General features: G+C 61.3%; 13 protein-coding genes. 6 read left to right on the plus strand and 7 right to left on the minus strand.

From position 1 onward, the window contains the following. Positions 1-3: 3 nt before the first annotated feature. Positions 4-1,149, minus strand: a complete 1,146-nt coding sequence (locus tag PMI25_RS05070; RefSeq protein WP_007968167.1) for a Fic family protein — start codon at positions 1,147-1,149, stop codon at positions 4-6. Positions 1,150-1,429: 280 nt separating this feature from the next. Between PMI25_RS05070 and PMI25_RS05075 the strand changes: the two genes are divergently transcribed. The 6 genes from PMI25_RS05075 to PMI25_RS05100 are packed head-to-tail and all read left to right on the plus strand — an operon-like array spanning position 1,430 to position 11,615. Beyond that, the gene (locus PMI25_RS05075) at positions 1,430-2,221 is read left to right on the plus strand and encodes a YfaP family protein (protein WP_007968166.1); all 792 of its coding nucleotides are present in this window, start codon (positions 1,430-1,432) and stop codon (positions 2,219-2,221) included. Positions 2,222-2,259: 38 nt separating this feature from the next. Next, complete coding sequence (locus PMI25_RS05080; RefSeq protein ID WP_007968165.1) at positions 2,260-3,972, plus strand: DUF2138 domain-containing protein; 1,713 nt, start codon at positions 2,260-2,262, stop codon at positions 3,970-3,972. After that, complete coding sequence (locus PMI25_RS05085; RefSeq protein ID WP_045121987.1) at positions 3,942-4,607, plus strand: DUF1175 domain-containing protein; 666 nt, start codon at positions 3,942-3,944, stop codon at positions 4,605-4,607. Before PMI25_RS05080 ends, PMI25_RS05085 begins: the two co-directional genes overlap by 31 nt. Further along, complete coding sequence (locus PMI25_RS05090; RefSeq protein WP_007968163.1) at positions 4,604-9,178, plus strand: alpha-2-macroglobulin family protein; 4,575 nt, start codon at positions 4,604-4,606, stop codon at positions 9,176-9,178. The genes PMI25_RS05085 and PMI25_RS05090 overlap by 4 nt, the downstream gene beginning before the upstream one ends. A 1-nt stretch (position 9,179) precedes the next feature. Further along, a complete protein-coding gene (locus tag PMI25_RS05095; protein ID WP_007968162.1) occupies positions 9,180-10,799 on the plus strand; it encodes a DUF2300 domain-containing protein in 1,620 nt (539 codons plus the stop codon). Positions 10,800-10,802: 3 nt separating this feature from the next. Next, the gene (locus PMI25_RS05100) at positions 10,803-11,615 is read left to right on the plus strand and encodes a YfaP family protein (RefSeq protein WP_007968161.1); all 813 of its coding nucleotides are present in this window, start codon (positions 10,803-10,805) and stop codon (positions 11,613-11,615) included. Between the two features lie 23 nt (positions 11,616-11,638). On the opposite strand, the gene PMI25_RS05105 is transcribed toward PMI25_RS05100, so the two are convergent. The 6 genes from PMI25_RS05105 to PMI25_RS05130 form a co-directional block, all read right to left on the minus strand. After that, positions 11,639-12,073, minus strand: coding sequence for a hypothetical protein (locus PMI25_RS05105; protein ID WP_007968160.1), 435 nt, complete (start codon positions 12,071-12,073; stop codon positions 11,639-11,641). A gap of 15 nt (positions 12,074-12,088) precedes the next feature. Continuing rightward, entirely contained in the window at positions 12,089-12,649 is a 561-nt protein-coding gene (locus PMI25_RS05110; RefSeq protein ID WP_007968159.1) for a hypothetical protein, read from the minus strand. Between the two features lie 518 nt (positions 12,650-13,167). Next, entirely contained in the window at positions 13,168-13,914 is a 747-nt protein-coding gene (locus PMI25_RS05115) for a S24 family peptidase (RefSeq protein WP_007968157.1), read from the minus strand. A 223-nt stretch (positions 13,915-14,137) separates the two neighbouring features. Continuing rightward, entirely contained in the window at positions 14,138-14,665 is a 528-nt protein-coding gene (gene ppa / locus PMI25_RS05120; RefSeq protein ID WP_003205933.1) for an inorganic diphosphatase, read from the minus strand. A gap of 112 nt (positions 14,666-14,777) precedes the next feature. Further along, positions 14,778-15,590, minus strand: a complete 813-nt coding sequence (locus PMI25_RS05125) for a zinc-dependent peptidase (RefSeq protein WP_007968154.1) — start codon at positions 15,588-15,590, stop codon at positions 14,778-14,780. Between the two features lie 4 nt (positions 15,591-15,594). After that, positions 15,595-16,245, minus strand: coding sequence for a DedA family protein (locus PMI25_RS05130; RefSeq protein WP_007968152.1), 651 nt, complete (start codon positions 16,243-16,245; stop codon positions 15,595-15,597). Between the last annotated feature and the right edge of the window lie 62 nt (positions 16,246-16,307).

The raw sequence follows: 16,307 nt of genomic DNA on the forward strand, positions 1-16,307 counted from the left end.
GGTTCAATTCGAGGAGTTTTCCGGGTAATTGATTTTGTATCGCGTGCTCCGTCCACCTCCGGGCATACGCTGCAGAAAACCCTTTTCCAGCAGTTCCGCCAGATGTCGTGTCGCCGTGGCTTTGGAAACCTTGGCCACCGCCTGATACTGCGCCGCGCTGATACCGTGCTCGAACCCGCGCTCTCCACCGTCGAGCAAGCGATTGAGCACTTTACTCTGCTCCACAGAAAGCTCGGATTCACGGTGAGCCTGCCAGAACCGAGTTTTACCCAGCACACTTTCGATCCGCGCGATGGCTTGCTGCAGACTGCGTAAAAGCGTCTGCAGAAACCACGTGAGCCATTGGGTGACATCCAGTGTGGCTTTTTGACTGGCCTCAAGCACTCGGTAATAGCCGCTTCGGTCATCCAGGATGCTGGCCGACATCGCGTAAAACCGGATGGCCTGTGCTTCGCCTTGCGCCAGCGCCAGATCCGTGATGGTCCGAGTCAGGCGACCGTTGCCGTCATCAAACGGATGCAGCGTGACAAACCAGAAATGCGCGATGCCGGCCCGTAGCAGCGGATCAAGCGCTGTTTGGTGCCGGCTGGCCTCGAACCAGTCAAGAAACCTGTCGAGCTGCCGCTCGAGACCTTGGCGCGGTGGCGCCTCGAAATGCACAGTGGGGCGGTCGAGACGACCGGAAACTACCTGCATCGGCTCGTCACCGCGAAGCGCACCGACATGCATCGACCTTGCAGTGAAGTCGCTTTCCTGTTCCGGAAACAGCCATCGATGCCATTCCAGCAATCGCTCCAGCGTCAGTGGTTCAGCGAAGCGTCGGGTGGCGTCGAGCATCAGTTGCGCAAGGCCTTCGCTGCGTTGGCTGACTTTATCGCCATCAGACAATTCCAGCCCCAGGCGTCGAGCCAATGACGAACGCACTGAGCCGACATTCAACTGCTCACCCTCAATGGCCGAAGAGGTCACGATGTTTTGCAGCAGTGCGTCGAGTTCGGTTTGTGCGCTCAGGGAGTTGCCAACGGAACCGGCCATTCCCATCAATTGGCCTTGTGCCTGCACGCACTCGCGCAACAAGGGTGCCAAACGTTCTGCTTGCCAGTTGAAATCGGGCCAATCCGGTTGTTGCCAGATCCATTGAGTCGTCATCTGTTTGCCTCTGATGGGGGCGTGAGCCGAATAGAAAGGTTATTCGGCTCATTTAGTGAGCCGAATATGACGGCTATTCGGCTCACCGTCCACCAAGAGGACGTGATTCTTACCGCAAATCCAGATGTATCCGATTGTTAAAAAACTGCCGAATCGCTAATCTTCGCGCCTTCTACGACCCTATAGTCACGGGGTCTTTCAGACGAAACGCAGTTTCCACCGCTGTGAAGTACCGAGGATCGGGTGCAAGGTTTCGTTCAGGCATGGCAGGAGGCATTACATGCGTTCATTTCTTTGGCTGCTGATCGGCTTGGCCTGCGCGCCTGCGCTGTGGGCGGCGCCGAGTGCCGAGCTGTCGGAACCGGTGGGTGGCTGGCGTTATAACGGCTTGCTCGACCGCAGTGAAAACCCGCAAGTCGCTTACCCCACGCCGCCGATCGACCGCGGCATTCAGCGCAATCGCACGATGATCCAGGGCCAGCTCAAGGCCATCGGCAATCAGCGCGGACCGCACACCCTAGCGGTCAACGGCAATCCATTGAATCTGTACACCGACGATGACGGGCGGTTCGCCCGGCCCTATGCGTTCGGCGCCGGCTCCAATAGTGTCGAAGTGCGCAGCGCCGAGGGCCAGTCGCTCAAGCGCGTGCAGTTTTATGAGGCGAACAACCTGCGCACCCCGGCGAAGATCCGCGTGGTGCTCGGCTGGGACGATCCCAAGGCCGAACTCGACCTGCACATCATTACGCCGGACGGCCAGCATGCGTTTTTCGCCCACACGGCGTTGACCAACGGCGGTGGACTGGACCCGGATGGTGTCGACGGCCCCGGCCCGGAAATGTTCACCATGACCGCGCCGCTGCATGGCACTTATCTGGTTTACGTCAACTATTGGGGCAACTTCGGCGACGGCGGCTATAACTTCGAGGAGGCCAGCAATCAGAACGAGGTCATCACCTCGCAAATCACGCTGGTGCTCAACGAAAACACGGTCGACGAAAAACGCGAAACATTCATCGTGCCCCTGCGGGCGATCGGTGATCTGCTGCTGGTCAAGACTTTCAACTATTAAGCATCCCGCTCCACGGATGAACTTCGGGTTTTGTGAACATGAGTGATAACGCTGCTTCTCCGGTCGTCCCGACACCTGCCGGCCAACCTTCCCGGCGCTGGCCGGCGCTGCTGATCGGCCTGGTCCTGGTGGCCGGGGTGGCCGGTGGTCTCGGCTGGCTGCTGCACAAGCCCAAGGTGCCGGCGGCGGCACTTGCCAGTGACAAACTCGGCCTGAGCAGACCGGATGCACTGCTGGAAACCCGCTCCCTGAGCCAGTTGCCCAAGGAGCTGCTGACGGTGCCGTTTCTCAAGGCCACGCTCACCGAAGATTTCGTCTTCTATTACGAAACCCACGCCGACCGCCTGGGGTTGATCGGCAGCCTGCGGCGGATCATCTATGAGCACGACCTGAAGCTGCAGGACAGCCTGATCGAGCAGCTTTTCGATCAACCGGCCGACGTCGCGTTGTGGCGCGGTGCCGACGGCCGACTCAAGGATTTCCTGCTGGTGATGGACCGCGGCGGCTTGGCGAAGCTGCTTGAACCGCTGGCGAAAGTGGCGCTGGATGATTCGCAGCTCAGCGTGTTCGGCAGCCTCAAGGTTGGCGGTGACGAAGTGCCGCTGTACCAGCTCAGCTACAACGCCAGCAAATCGCTGCTGTTCGCGTCGCGCGGCGACAAACTGGTGGTGCTGTCCAACCCGAACAAATATTACGACCCGGCCAGTGGCGAATCGGAAGAGTCCGGGCACGTCTCGCCGCAAGCGCTGGCAGCGCTGCTCAACGGCGACAAACTGTTCCCCGAGGCTTTCGGTCTGCCGGCCAAGGCACCGGAGGTCAAACAGCGTCTGTCGGTCAATTCCAGCGTCCTTGCGATGGGCTATCAGCGCTTCATCCCGAACTTCGCCGGGCTGCGTTTCGACATGGATGACAAGGGCTGGCACAGCTACCTCGCCATGGACGAACTTGATAATCAGCCGGACTTCGATTTCAAACCGGTGTGGCAAGCCATGCCGCTGGGCGCCAGTGCCTGCGTGACCTTGCCGGTGGCGGCCGAACCGCAGAAACCGCTGCTGGTGAAACTCGGTGCCGACGAAGCGGTGGCGCAGAAGCTCACCGAGCACGTGGCCGGCGCGGCGGGCCTGTGCTGGTACGCCGATTCACGGTTGTACACGCCGTTGCTGGTCGCCAGCCTGAAGGACGAAGACAGCAGCAAGCTCGATGGCGACCTGGGCACGCTGTTCGGTTCGATGGTTGGCGCCTACGAGACGAATGTCGACGAACACGCGTTCCCGGTGGTCGAGAAACAGGAAGGCCAGAGCCATGTCTGGCAGCGTCAGGTCAGTTCCAATTTCGGTCCGTACGCCGCCAAGACTGCCGAAAACCCGGACGCCATCAGCGGTAAGGCGTTCATGAAAGTCAGCCTCGCCCGCCACGGTTCGACGCTGCTGTTTTCCCTCGACGACAAACTGGTCGACAAGGCCCTCGGGACCCTCGACAAGCGCTTCCCGCCGATGGCCGACGTGCTGCCCAAAGACGTGCTGATGCCGATCTACTTCGGCCCGGATTCGATGGCGCAACTGATGCAGCAGGAAACCCTCGACAGCCTGCCGCAGGACATGGAGCCGGTGTTCTACAACGCCGCGCAAACCTACCTGATCCCGAAACTGCGCACCCTTGGTGGCTACGGCAAATACGCGCTGACCCTGCCGGAAGGCAGCGAGCCGGACGGCCACTGGCAATGGCTGCCGCTGGAGTGGAAAGCGCTGTGACAACACTGATCCGCAGCCTCGGCCTGCTCGCGCTACTGCTCAGCGCGGGCGCCCGAGCCGTCGAAACGCCGGCGCTGGATCCGGCGCAGTCCCAGGTGTTCCGTGCCTGGTTCGTGCGCATCGCTCAGGAGCAACTGAGCCAAGGCCCGAGCCCGCGCTGGTATCAGCAGGACTGCGCAGGCCTTGTGCGTTTCGCCGCCAACGAAGCGCTGAAAGTCCACGACGACAAGTGGCTGCGCAGCAATGGCCTGTCCAATCGCTACCTGCCGCCGGAGCTGACGCTCAGCGACGAGCAGCGCAAGCTCGCCCAGCAATGGCAGCAGGGTGGCGGCAAGGTCGGGCCGTACGTCAACGCGATCAAGCTGATTCAGTTCAACAGCCATCTGGTCAGCCGCGACGTGTCCCAGGCACGCCCCGGCGACCTGATGTTTTTCGATCAGGGCGACGACCAGCACCTGATGATCTGGATGGGCCGCTACATCGCCTATCACACCGGCACGACCACCCCCACTGACAACGGCATGCGTTCGGCAAGCCTGCAGCAACTCATGACATGGAAGGACACCCGATGGATACCCGACGCAGCCAACCCCAACTTCATCGGCGTCTATCGACTGAACTTTCTCTCCCAATGACCGGTGCCCGCATGCTGCGACTCTGCGCTCGAATTCCTCTGCTGCTGGCGCTGTTGCTGCCATTGGCGACCGTCAACGCTGAAGACTCGGTGGAGCCGAGTGGCTACACGCCGGTCGCCGGAGAAAGCTTCTTCCTGCTGGCCGACAGCAGTTTCGCTGCCGACGAGCAGGCGATGGTCCGTCTCGAAGCACCCGGTCGCGACTACCGCCGCTTCCGCATGGAACCCTATGGCGGCGCCGACATTCGCGTGTACCGCATCGACAAACCGCTGGATTTCCTCAAGCGTCAGAAGAACCTGCACCGCGTGGTCAGCGACGGCCAGTTCAAGGGCGAAGGCCTGTCCAACACCCTCGCGTACCTGTGGGACAACTGGTACCGCAAATCGCGGCGGGTGATGCAGCGCGCGTTCTCCTACGAGTCGCGCAAGCAGGTCACCGAAGAGGTGCCGGAACTGAAGATGGGCAACGCCATCGCTGCGCCGACCCTGTACGACGCGCAGCCGCAATTCGCGCTGATTCCGGGTCTGCCGGTGGTCAGTCAGTTCCGTTATCCGCTGTGGCAGGCCAAACCGATCCAGCCGCCGGCCGGGGTCAATCTGGCCGGGTCTTCCAGCGAGTTCGTCAGCGTTGCACCGGGTAACGTGTACATCCCGTTGGGCAACCTGAAGCCGGGCCTGTACCTGGTCGAAGCGCTGATCGGCAAGTACCGCGCGACCACCATGGTCTTCGTCTCCAACACCGTGGCGGTGAGCAAGATTGCCGGCGATGAATTGTTGGTCTGGGCCGCACGCAAACACGAAGGCAGTTCGGTGCCGAAGGTCAATGTGCTGTGGACCGACGGCCTCGGCGTGATGAGCAGCGGCGTGACCGATGCCGATGGTTTGCTGCGCCTGAAGCACGTCAGCCCCGAGCGCTCGTTCGTGATTGGCGAGGACGAAGAGGGCGGGGTGTTCGTCTCGGAAAACTTCTATTACGACAGCGAAATCTACGACACCAAACTCTACGCATTCACCGACCGGCCGCTGTATCGCCCGGGGGATTGGGTATCGCTGAAAATCGTCGGTCGCGAGTTCAAGAATGCGCGGGATTCGGTATTGCCGGGCGCTGCTGACGTCAACGTCAGTGTGCTTGATGCCACCGGCACCGAGCTGCAACGCCTCGACCTGAAACTCGATTCCAAGGCTGGCACTCAGGGCCGTTTCCAGTTGCCGGACAACGCCGTGGCCGGTGGTTACGAGATCCGTTTCAACTACAAGGATCAGGCCTACAGTAGCGCCTTCCGTGTGGCCGAATACATCAAGCCGCACTTCGAGATTTCGCTGAATCTGGCCAAGCAGGATTACCGCACCGGCGAGCCGGTGAAGGGCAGTCTGGTGCTGCTGTACCCGGACGGCAAACCGGTGGCCAACGCCAAACTGAGCCTGAGCCTGCGTGCCCAGCAACTGTCGATGGTCGACAACGAACTGCAATACCTCGGGCAATTCCCGGTGGAGCTGACCAGCACCGAATTGACCACTGACAGCAAGGGCAACGCGACCCTCGACCTGCCGGCTGCCGACAAACCGAGCCGCTACATGCTCACCGTGTTTGCCAGCGACGGCGCGGCGTATCGGGTCAAGACCACCAAGGAAATCCTCATCGACCGTGGCGCTGCAAGCTTCCGTCTGAGCGCGCCGCAACGTTTCAGTGCGGTCAACGATAAGGTCGCGTTCAGCTACGCCAACGAGGGCGGCAGCGAGCAGAGCAAAGCCGTCACCCCGAGCAGCTACAGCTGGGTGCGCCTGGAAGACCAGAGCACCGGTGACGGCAAACTGGCGGCGACGGACAAGGGCTTCAGCATTGCCTTCGAACGTCCGGGTACTTACAACCTGACGCTGAAAGATCAACACGGTCGCGTCCTCGGCGCCACCGGCCATTCGGTCACCGGCGAGGGCGTCAAAGCGGTGCCGGGCACCGTGGAAATTGTCCTAGACAAGCCTGAGTACAAGGCTGGCGATGAAGCACTGGCGCTGATCACCTTCCCGGAGCCGGTCAGCGATGCCCTGCTGTCGCTGGAGCGTGACAAGGTCGAAGCCACCGCGCTGCTTGCCAAGGGCGGCGACTGGCTGAAACTGGAAAAAATCAGCGACACCCAATACCGCGCGCGCATTCCGGTGAAGGACAACTTCGCGCCGAACCTGACCTTCTCCGTGCTCTACACCAAGGGCGGGCAGTACAGTTTCCAGAACGCCGGAATCAAGGTGATCGCGCCGCAAATCGACGTCGCGATCAGCACCGACAAAGCGGTGTATCAACCGGGCGATACCGTCACCGTTGACCTGACCACACAGTTCGCCGGCAAAGCGGTGCCGGCGCACCTGACCGTCAGTGTCGTCGATGAAATGGTCTACGCGCTGCAACCGGAAGTCGCGCCGAGCATCGACCAGTTCTTCTACCACCCGCGTCGCAATAACGTGCGCACCAGCGCCAGCCTGTCGTTCATCAGTTACGACGTGGCGTTGCCGGGTAGCCCCGGCGCGCCGGGCAAGGCCAACCGCAGCGAGCGTGGGGTGAAAGTGCTGGAGCGTCCGCGTCGCGAAGACGTCGACACCGCCGCGTGGCAGCCAGAGTTGTTGACCGGTGCTGACGGCAAAACCCGCTTCACCTTCAAGATGCCGGACTCGCTGACCCGCTGGCGCATCACTGCGCGGGCCATCGCCGATGACGGTCAGGTCGGGCAGAAGAAGCAGTTCGTCCGTTCGGAAAAACCGCTGTACCTGAAGTGGAGCGGGCCGAGCAAATTCCGCAAGGGCGATCAGCCGCAACTCGGCGTGTTCGCTTTCAGTCAGGCTGAAAAACCGGTCAAGGCAGAACTGGTCACCCATTACGCAGGCGCCGAACAACGTCTGCCGGTGACGCTGAATAACGGTATCAACTACGTGCCGCTGCCCGCGTTTGCGCTGGCGACCGGTGAGTGGACCGCCGAGCTGGTGCAGGACGGCAAAACCGCTGACGCCCTCGCCGTGCGCCTGAGCGCGACCGGTGACGGTTGGCAAGTCACGCAAACCCAGAGCCTCGACGTCGCCAGCGGCGATACACCGTTGAGTCTGCCGGCCGATGCTACCGATATTCGCCTGCGCCTGGATGACAGCCCGCAAGCGTTGTTCCGTTCCGCCCTCGATGATCTGCTGAGCTACCCGTACGGCGGCGTCGAGCAGACTGCCAGCCGTTTGCTGCCGCTGAGCATCGCCTATCCGTCGCTGGCGTCGAGCCCGCAGATCCGCGATCGCCTGCGCCTGATCATGCAGAACAGCCGCCTGCGTCTGGTGCAAATGGCCGGGCCGTCGGCGAGCTTCACCTGGTGGGGCTTCGATGGCGAGCCGGACGCGTTCCTCACCGCTTACGCCTACTACGCCGACTGGAACGCCAGTCAGGTGCTGGAGCTGACCTTGCCGCCGGAGCATTGGCAGCGAGTGCTGGAGGTCTACGCCAAGCAAGCGCCGAACACGCCGCTGCTGCAGCGGGCGCTGATCCTGTCGTTCGCCAAACAGATGCATTTGCCGGTGAACACTTTGCTCAGTGGCTTGATGGACGATCTGGCGAAGGCTGGTGAAGGCAATGCCGAAACCCTGATGGACGACGGCGAAGACAGTCTGGTGATGAGCGATCCGGATTCGGCGCTTGGTCTGGCGGCGGCGCGGGTGTTGACCGCGGCGCTGGCCACGCAGTCGAAAGTTGCGTTGCCGGACGCATTCAACCGTCAGCTTGGCGCTGCGCAACAGCGTCTGGCGGTCAGTTCGCAGCCGTTTGCCGAAGCGCTGAACCTGTCGCTGCAACCGTTCGATCAGACTCGCGCGACGGCGTTGCTGCAACGTCTGCTGCCACAGCAGTCGACCCTCGAACGTGCGCTGGCGCTGAGTTGGTTGCAACGCAGCATCGCCCAGGCCTCGCCGACCATCGCGCTGCTGCCGGGTGAAGGCTGGAAGAAAAACTACGGCGCAACCGGTGAGATGTTCTGGACCTGGCAGGGTGCGACGCCGGTGCCGAGCGTGTTGTCGGTGTCCGGTACTCAGGAGCGTCCGCTGCGCGCGGCGCTGAGCTTCCAGACCCAGCAACCGGCCGTCGATCCAATGGCCGTGACCATCACCCGGCGCCTGTCGCGACTGGTGCCGGGCGACGAGGCATTCACCTTCAAGCTGGAACCGGTCGGCAACAAGCCGCTGTCCAGCGATAGCCTCTACCTGGACGAAGTGATCCTCACCAGCAAGGCGCCGAAACCGCTGCGCTACGGCATGCTCGAAGTGCCGCTGCCACCGGGCGCCGACGTCGAGCGCACCACCTGGGGCATCAAGTTGCAGGGCAAGGACGGCACCGAACCGACCGCGCTGGAGAAGGCACGCTTCGAGCCGGGGCAACTGGCTTATGCAGTGCCGGTGGATGCGCTGAGCGGCGAATTGCGTCTGCGCCATCTGGTGCGCTTCTCGCAGAAGGGCCAGTTCAACCTGCCGTCGGTGCGTTTCACTCAGGTGTATGCGCCGCAGCATCAGGCCCAGGAAGCGAAAGCCGCCCTCGGTCAGGTCACGGTCAACTGACATGAACCGGCCGCTGCTGTGGCTGCTGATGTGTGTGATGCCTGCGCTGGCGACGGCGCAGGATGAGCCGCTGCGGCTGGCGTACAAGGGCGAGTTGCTGGCGTTGAATCACACGCAACTGATCGCTCGCGAGCCATTGCCGTCGACGTTGGATACGCCGCTGGGCAGCCTGTGGAAATTGTTCGTCTATGCGTGGCTGGTGGATACCGGTGCGCGCGAGCCGGCGTATGAATGTCGCGGACAGTCGAAGGAAGAGGTTTATTGCTGCTCGGCGGGTAGCAGGATCGAGCGTGATCAGGCGTTGGTCAAATCCTGCGGGTTGTACTTTGAGCCGGCGCGGTTGGGCATTGCTGCTGCCGATTGGCGCACGTATTGGCAGGCGCGGCAGGCGCCTTCGTGGTTGCAGGATTTGCCAACCGTGCAACCGGCCACGCGGGTTCCCGTGGCTGACTTGCTGAGGGTGTTGTCTTTGCTGCCGGCGCAGGAGCAGATGCGCCGTGTGTTGCTCGACGTGGTGCTGAACGCGGCGGACGGTAATGTCGTCGGTGAGCTGGGCGGGCGCCTGCGGGTGAAAACCTGGAGCTGGCTCGGTGATCAGGATCCGCAGTCGCGGCAGGGCGGGTTTGCCGGTTGGACGGCGGACGGCTCGCCGATCTGGGCCGGTGGGCGTGGCACCAGTCAGATGGTCTTGCGCCATTACGGCCAGGCACTGGCGACGGTGTTGCCAGCAACGTGGCCGGCGGAGGCGGGGCGTTGTGTCGAAGTCGGACTGTTCTCGCGCTATCCGCTGATGCGGGTTCTGGCTGGCGAGCGGGTGGTGACTTCTGGCCCATTGCAAGGCGACTACCGCGTCGAATTTGCTAACGGTAACGCGCTGGATATCCACAGCGCCGGCGAACTGTTTCTGCTCAACGACAAACTGGTTGCACGGCTCGATCGCGAAGAATACGTCGCCCGTGTGCTTGAGCGCGAAGCCAAACCCGAACCTGCCGAAGCCGCCAAGGCACTGGCTGTGGCGATCCGCACCTATCTGCTGCAAAACGCCACGCGCAATGGCGATTGCCTGAGCATCGACGACAGCAGCAACCGTCAGCGCGTCGCTCCGCGTCCGGCCTCCGCCGAGTCGCGCAACATCGCGGCGTGGACCGCGGATCTGGTGCTGGCCGGCAGCACCGTCACCTATCACTCCGATCAACCCGGCCCGGACAAACTCGCCTGGCAACAAGCCGTCGAGCAGGCCAACGCCGGTCAGCGCTACGACGCGATTCTGCTGCACGCCTACCCGCGCGCCAGTCTCAGCCGCTGGGACAACCCGGTCGCCTCCTGCGAAGCGTTGCCCGCCGCGCAAGACTGGCTACAAAAGCAGCGCCGCGGCTGGCGTCCGACACTGGAAAGCGAAACCGGCTACAACGAAGTCAGCACCTTCGCGGTGTGCAAACTGGCGTTCGGCCGCCCGTTTGTCGACCGCGAACGCCAGCGTATTTACGTGCGCGGCGTGCTCACGCTGCAGGATCGCCTCGACCTGACTCACGAATATCTGCACCTGGCCTTTGAAGCACATCCCAATGGCCAGGATGAAACCTACATCGAAGGGCTCGCCCGTCACCTCTTGCTGGAATAGACCATGACACTCCGTTATCCACAGGTCTTGCTGTTGCTCTGCGCGTTCCATGCATTGCCGATGGCAATGGCCGCCGACAGCGTCAAACTCGACACCCCGGTCGGCGGCTGGCGTACCGGCGCGCCCGAAGGCGAAGGCGAAAATTTCCGCCAGACCGTCAACTACCCGGCTTCCTCGGTCAACACTCCGGTGGGCCAGGCCAACACGGCGCGCATCAGCGGCGAAATCAAAGCCACCCCCAAGAGCAAAGAGCCCGGGCGACTGATCGTCAATGGCGTCAGCATGCCGCTGAAAATCGACGACAGTGGCCGCTTCGACCGCCCGTTCTCCTTCCCCAACGGCAGCAACAGCGTCGAAGTGCGCAGCCCCGACGGCCAGCAACGCCACCGCACCCAGTTCCTCAACGCCAGCGGCGGCGCCACCTCGGCCAAACTGCGCGTGCTGCTGTCGTGGGACAGCGATGGCACCGACCTCGACCTGCACCTGATCACCCCCGACGGCGCGCACATCTGGTACGGCGACCGCGTCGCACCCAACGGCGCCGCGCTCGACGTCGACGTCACCACCGGCTATGGCCCGGAAATCTTCGCCATGCCGGCACCGATCAAGGGCCAGTATCTGGTGTATGTGAACTACTTCGGCGGTGGCTATCGCGGGGATGACGAGGGCGGCGAAGAGGCGGTGCAGCCGCTGACCACGGCGCAGGTGACGGTGATTACCGAGGAGGGCACGCCAAGCGAGAAGATGGAGACGTTTGTGGTGCCGATGCGAGCGGTGGGTGAACTGACGCTTGTGAAGTCGTTCAGCTATCCCTGAGCAGCAGCCTGCTCAGGGTTGCACTAGAAACCGGGCGGAATGTAACCAGGCACGAACGGCACGTTGATGCACTTGCCGTGAATGATCTTTCCGTCCTCGATCCTGAACAGCACGATCTTTTTCGCCTTGTTGACGGTAGCTTCAAGTTTGCAATCGGAACTGTGACCGACCGTCTCGTAGTACTCGGTGTAAACCATGCCGTTGCCGGTGTGATTCATTGAGGTACCGGCGGCTTCCGTGGTGGTCCAGCTGGACGATTTGTACCAGGTGAGCACAGCCAGATTCTCGCCGTTGGCCCCGGTCTGTTTTTTCATCGAGTCGGGTTTGCCAAACAGATCGAGCGCTTCCTGAACATCGCGTCCTTCCCAGCGCGACTGGGCAATCAAGTGGCAACCATTGATCAGCAAAACAGTGGGCGTTATCAACAGCGCCAATAACGTTTTAGTCCATGGGTTCATCGTGATGCCCGCCGCTTACTTGTTGCCCAGGATGGAATCGAGGTTGTCCATCATCTGGCCTTTTTCCTGAATCGGCGCCAGCTTGAAGAACATCTGCTGCAAGCCCTGAATCATCTGCAGGTACTCCATCTTGCCCAGCGCGATCATGTCCTTTTTGGCAGGTGAGCAAACGAACTCGCTGGTGCGCTGCACCCAGAACTCTTTCGGCTGCTGCCATTGGTCGTTAACTTTGAGGTTGCGCATCATGTAAGCGATGCGATCAACCGACTGGCCATTGAGCATTCGGACCTTGTTCGTCGAACACTGAACTTCGAGGTTGTAGGCATCGATCATCGGTTTGCCGGGTTCCTCATACACCAACGTCACGGCGACCAACTTGGCGCCTTTGGTGTGTTTCGACGGCACGACTGAAGTGCTGTCGGCGACATACATGATGTTCTTGTGGGGAACACCGTTGCCGTAAATGATCCACCAGTCACCGACGAGCTTCTGCTCCTCTGCCATGGCTGAAGAGGTAGCGGTCAGGAGTGCGGTCAGCAGAACAGCGGATTGAGTGAGTTTGAAAAACGACGACATGGTGTTGCTCCATTCCTTGGCGCTTTTGTAATGCACAAAAACAGAATGGAAATTTAGTGGTGAGGTCGGGCGCGGGGCAATTAGGGCGGATGTGCTAATGGCTTATTGCGATGCCTGAATGGCGGGCGCTGCCCGGTTAGTCTGTCGAGCTCGTCAAGATAAAGGTGCTTTCAGGCAGGCATTAAAAAGCCGGCTTGTGGCCGGCTTCTCGGGGACTGGCTTGGTTTATTTTTGGTAAACCGCGTCAGCCTTCAAAATGTACACCCGGATCTGCGTCCGGCTGTGGGACTTGGTCAGACGTTGGTCTGCCGCGTCAGGCGTCATCTGAACCGCGGGAGCGGGGCGATGCGCAAATGTGGGGCGCAGGATACTGATTTTTGTTGGGGATTCCCAGTCTCAAGTGCGCAATAGAGCGGCGGCGGTGGTAGAAATTCGGGTTTTGTACTGACTTTCAGGGCCTCTTCGCGGGCAAGCCCGCTCCCACAGGGTTCTGTGCTGGGGCGGGGAGTGGCGCAGGATCAGAGAAACGGCACCACCGGCCGGCGTTTGCCCAGGGTCGACCACCAGAATACCCAGCCCAGAATGTGTATCCGCTGCTCATCGATCTGCGCTGCGCGGAAGATTTCGTCCGGGTACTCGGCGCTGTTGTGGCTGCGCAGGCGCAGGGCGTTGCCGGGCATGCGGTGCAGGTATTTGATGCGCAGCATGCCGTCGTGTTCGATGGCGTAGATTTCGCCGTCGACCACCTGGGTCAGGCCGCGGTCGATGCCGATGATCGAGCCGTCTTCGATGCGCTCGGCCATGCTGTTGCCGATCATGTGTGCGCAGATGGCGTCGCCGGGGCGGATTTCCAGTTGGGCCAGGTGGGCGCGGGGCAGGCGGACGGTATGTTCGGGGTCAAGGATGACGTGGGTTTTGTCGGCGCCGGCACTGAGCGGTGTTTCCTTGAAAAACGGCAGTTCGATGTCGTTGGGGTCGATGATGGAATAGACGCCGTTGACGGACTGCGCGTCAAAGGTGTCGCCGTTGCTGGCAGGACTATGCAGACGGGGTAATTCTTTGCTGCCTTCACCGGTTTTCAGCCAGTCGCTGTTGACCGAGAGCAGGCGTGAGACTTCCTCCATGCGATACGCCGGGACGCCCCGGGTGTACCAGTTATGAATGTTTTGGGCTTCCGTGCCCCAGAACTTTGCGAATCCCGTGGTGGTGATGTTCGCTGCTTCCAGGAGTGCCTTGAATCTTGGACCGCTAGTGTTCTTTCTCATAAACACGGAGTCTACGGCCGTGCCAGAGCGCTTTGAATAAACCGGGCGTTCAAAAAAAGGCTGTATTTTGCGACTGGATGTAAGACGTGCTTGTGGGAAATCACTCGCTTCGAAACTTTTCTGTAGTCCGCGATAAACACACTGTTTAAGACGACTTTTTGCAGACACAAAAAACCCCGGATCAACCGGGGTTTTCTTCAAGCGTCATGCAGCAAACAGGTGCTTAGCCCTTGTAGGCGGCAACCGACTTGGTGATCGCTTCGCGAGCGGCGTCAGCGCCAGCCCAGCCTTCGATCTTGACCCACTTGCCTTTTTCGAGATCCTTGTAGTTCGCGAAGAAGTGCTCGATCTGCTGGATCAGCAGCGGTGGCAGGTCGGTGTATTCCTTCACATCGACGTACAGCTGGGACAGCTTGTCGTGTGGGACTGCGATGACTTTGGCATCGCCGCCGCCGTCGTCGGTCATGTTCAGGATGCCGACCGGACGTGCGCGGATCACCGAGCCTGGAGCAACCGGGTAAGGGGTCACAACCAGTACGTCGAGGGGATCACCGTCGTCAGCCAGGGTGTTCGGGATGTAACCGTAGTTGGCCGGGTAGAACATTGGGGTGGCCATGAAACGGTCAACGAACAGGCAATCGCTGTCTTTGTCGATTTCGTATTTGATCGGCGCGTGGTTGGCCGGGATCTCGATCGCGACGTAGATGTCGTTCGGCAGGTCTTTGCCAGCCGGAATCTTGCTGTAGCTCATTGGGCGTTGCCCCCGTAGTTGACCAAAAACACTTGGCCGGATTGACCAAAAAGTGGCGGCGATTATAGGCACATTCCTACGCCGACGCCACGTACCAGAAGTCGTGCAGCGCTTACTCGTGCGCCTGATAGACCGGGTCTGTGGCCTGAAGTTGCCGCAGCCTGCCCAACGGATCCTGCCGGTAGAAAAGCTGCAGTTGCAAGTAGACCTGTGGATAAGCCGCGTGCAGCAGATCCGGGGCGCTGAAGAAGTATTCGCTGGTGACCGCGAAGAACTCCGCCGGGTTTTCGGCGGCGTACGGGTCGATGGCGGTTTCGGCGTCGGGGTTATGGTCGAGCTGGCGGTTGAGGTCGTCGTAGGCGTGCTGCATCACTTCGGCCCAGTCGCTGACGCGCATGCCGGCGTGCAGCGGCGGCAGGCCGTTGGCGTCGCCGTTGAGCATGTCGAGTTTGTGCGCGAGTTCGTGGATAACCAGGTTGTAGCCTTCCCAGCCACCACTGGCCATCACCCCCGGCCAGGCGAGGATGATCGGCCCCTGTTGCCAGGCTTCGCCGCTGTGCTCGCCGTCCCACTCGTGCTCGACCCCGCTGGCATCGCGATGCCGTTGCGGGCTGAGGAAGTCATCAGGGTAGAGGACGATTTCGTGGAAGCCCTGATACCAGTTCAAATCGCCCAGATTGAGCAGCGGCAACTGGGCCTGCGCGGCAAGCAGCAGACGTTGTTCCTGATGCAGTTCGACGCCAGGCAGGGCGGTCAGGTGTTTTTCTTCGAGGAACAGGACGCTGGCTTCACGCAACCATTGGTCTTCGGCGGCGCTGATGCCGTCGAGAAAGCTCAGGTGATGGCGCACCCGTTGCCACAGGTCGTCGGCAATCGGGTGCCTGGCCAGAATGCGCCGGCGACGCCAGGCGCTCAGTGACCACATCGGATCAGTGGGTTTCGGCTTTGGCGCCGCCGAAACGGCTGCGCACCACGCCGATGATCATCGGAATCAGCGACAGCAGGATGATGCCGACCACCAGCAGCGACAGGTTCTTCTTGATGAACGGCACGTTGCCGAAGAAGTAACCCAGAGTCACCAGGCCACCGACCCAGAGGATGGTGCCGAATACGCTGAAAGCGAAGAAGCGCGGGTAGGGCATTTTGCCGACGCCGGCGACGAACGGTGCAAACGTGCGGATGATTGGCAGGAAACGCGCCAGGGTCACGGTTTTGCCGCCGTGCTTGTCGTAGAAATCGTGGGTTTTTTGCAGGTAGTCGCGACGGAAGATTTTCGAATTCGGGTTGCTGAAGAGTTTTTCGCCCGCCGTTCGTCCGATCACATAGTTGGTACTGTCGCCGAGGATCGCCGCGAGCATCAACAGACCGCCCAACAGCACCGGATCCATGCCACCGCCCGCCGCCACGGCACCGGCGATGAACAACAGCGAATCACCCGGCAGGAACGGCATCACCACCAGACCGGTTTCACAGAAGATGACAGCGAACAGAATCGCGTAGATCCACGGCCCGTAGTTGGTCACCAGCAAATCGAGGTACACATCGAGATGCAGGATAAGGTCGAGCGGGTTGAAATCCATGGGGGCACCTGTGGTGACGGCCCGACTCGGCAGGCCTGTGCGGATGATTCGGGTGTAAGCCT

The sequence above is a fragment of the Pseudomonas sp. GM30 genome (genome assembly GCF_000282275.2).
Lineage (GTDB): Bacteria > Pseudomonadota > Gammaproteobacteria > Pseudomonadales > Pseudomonadaceae > Aquipseudomonas.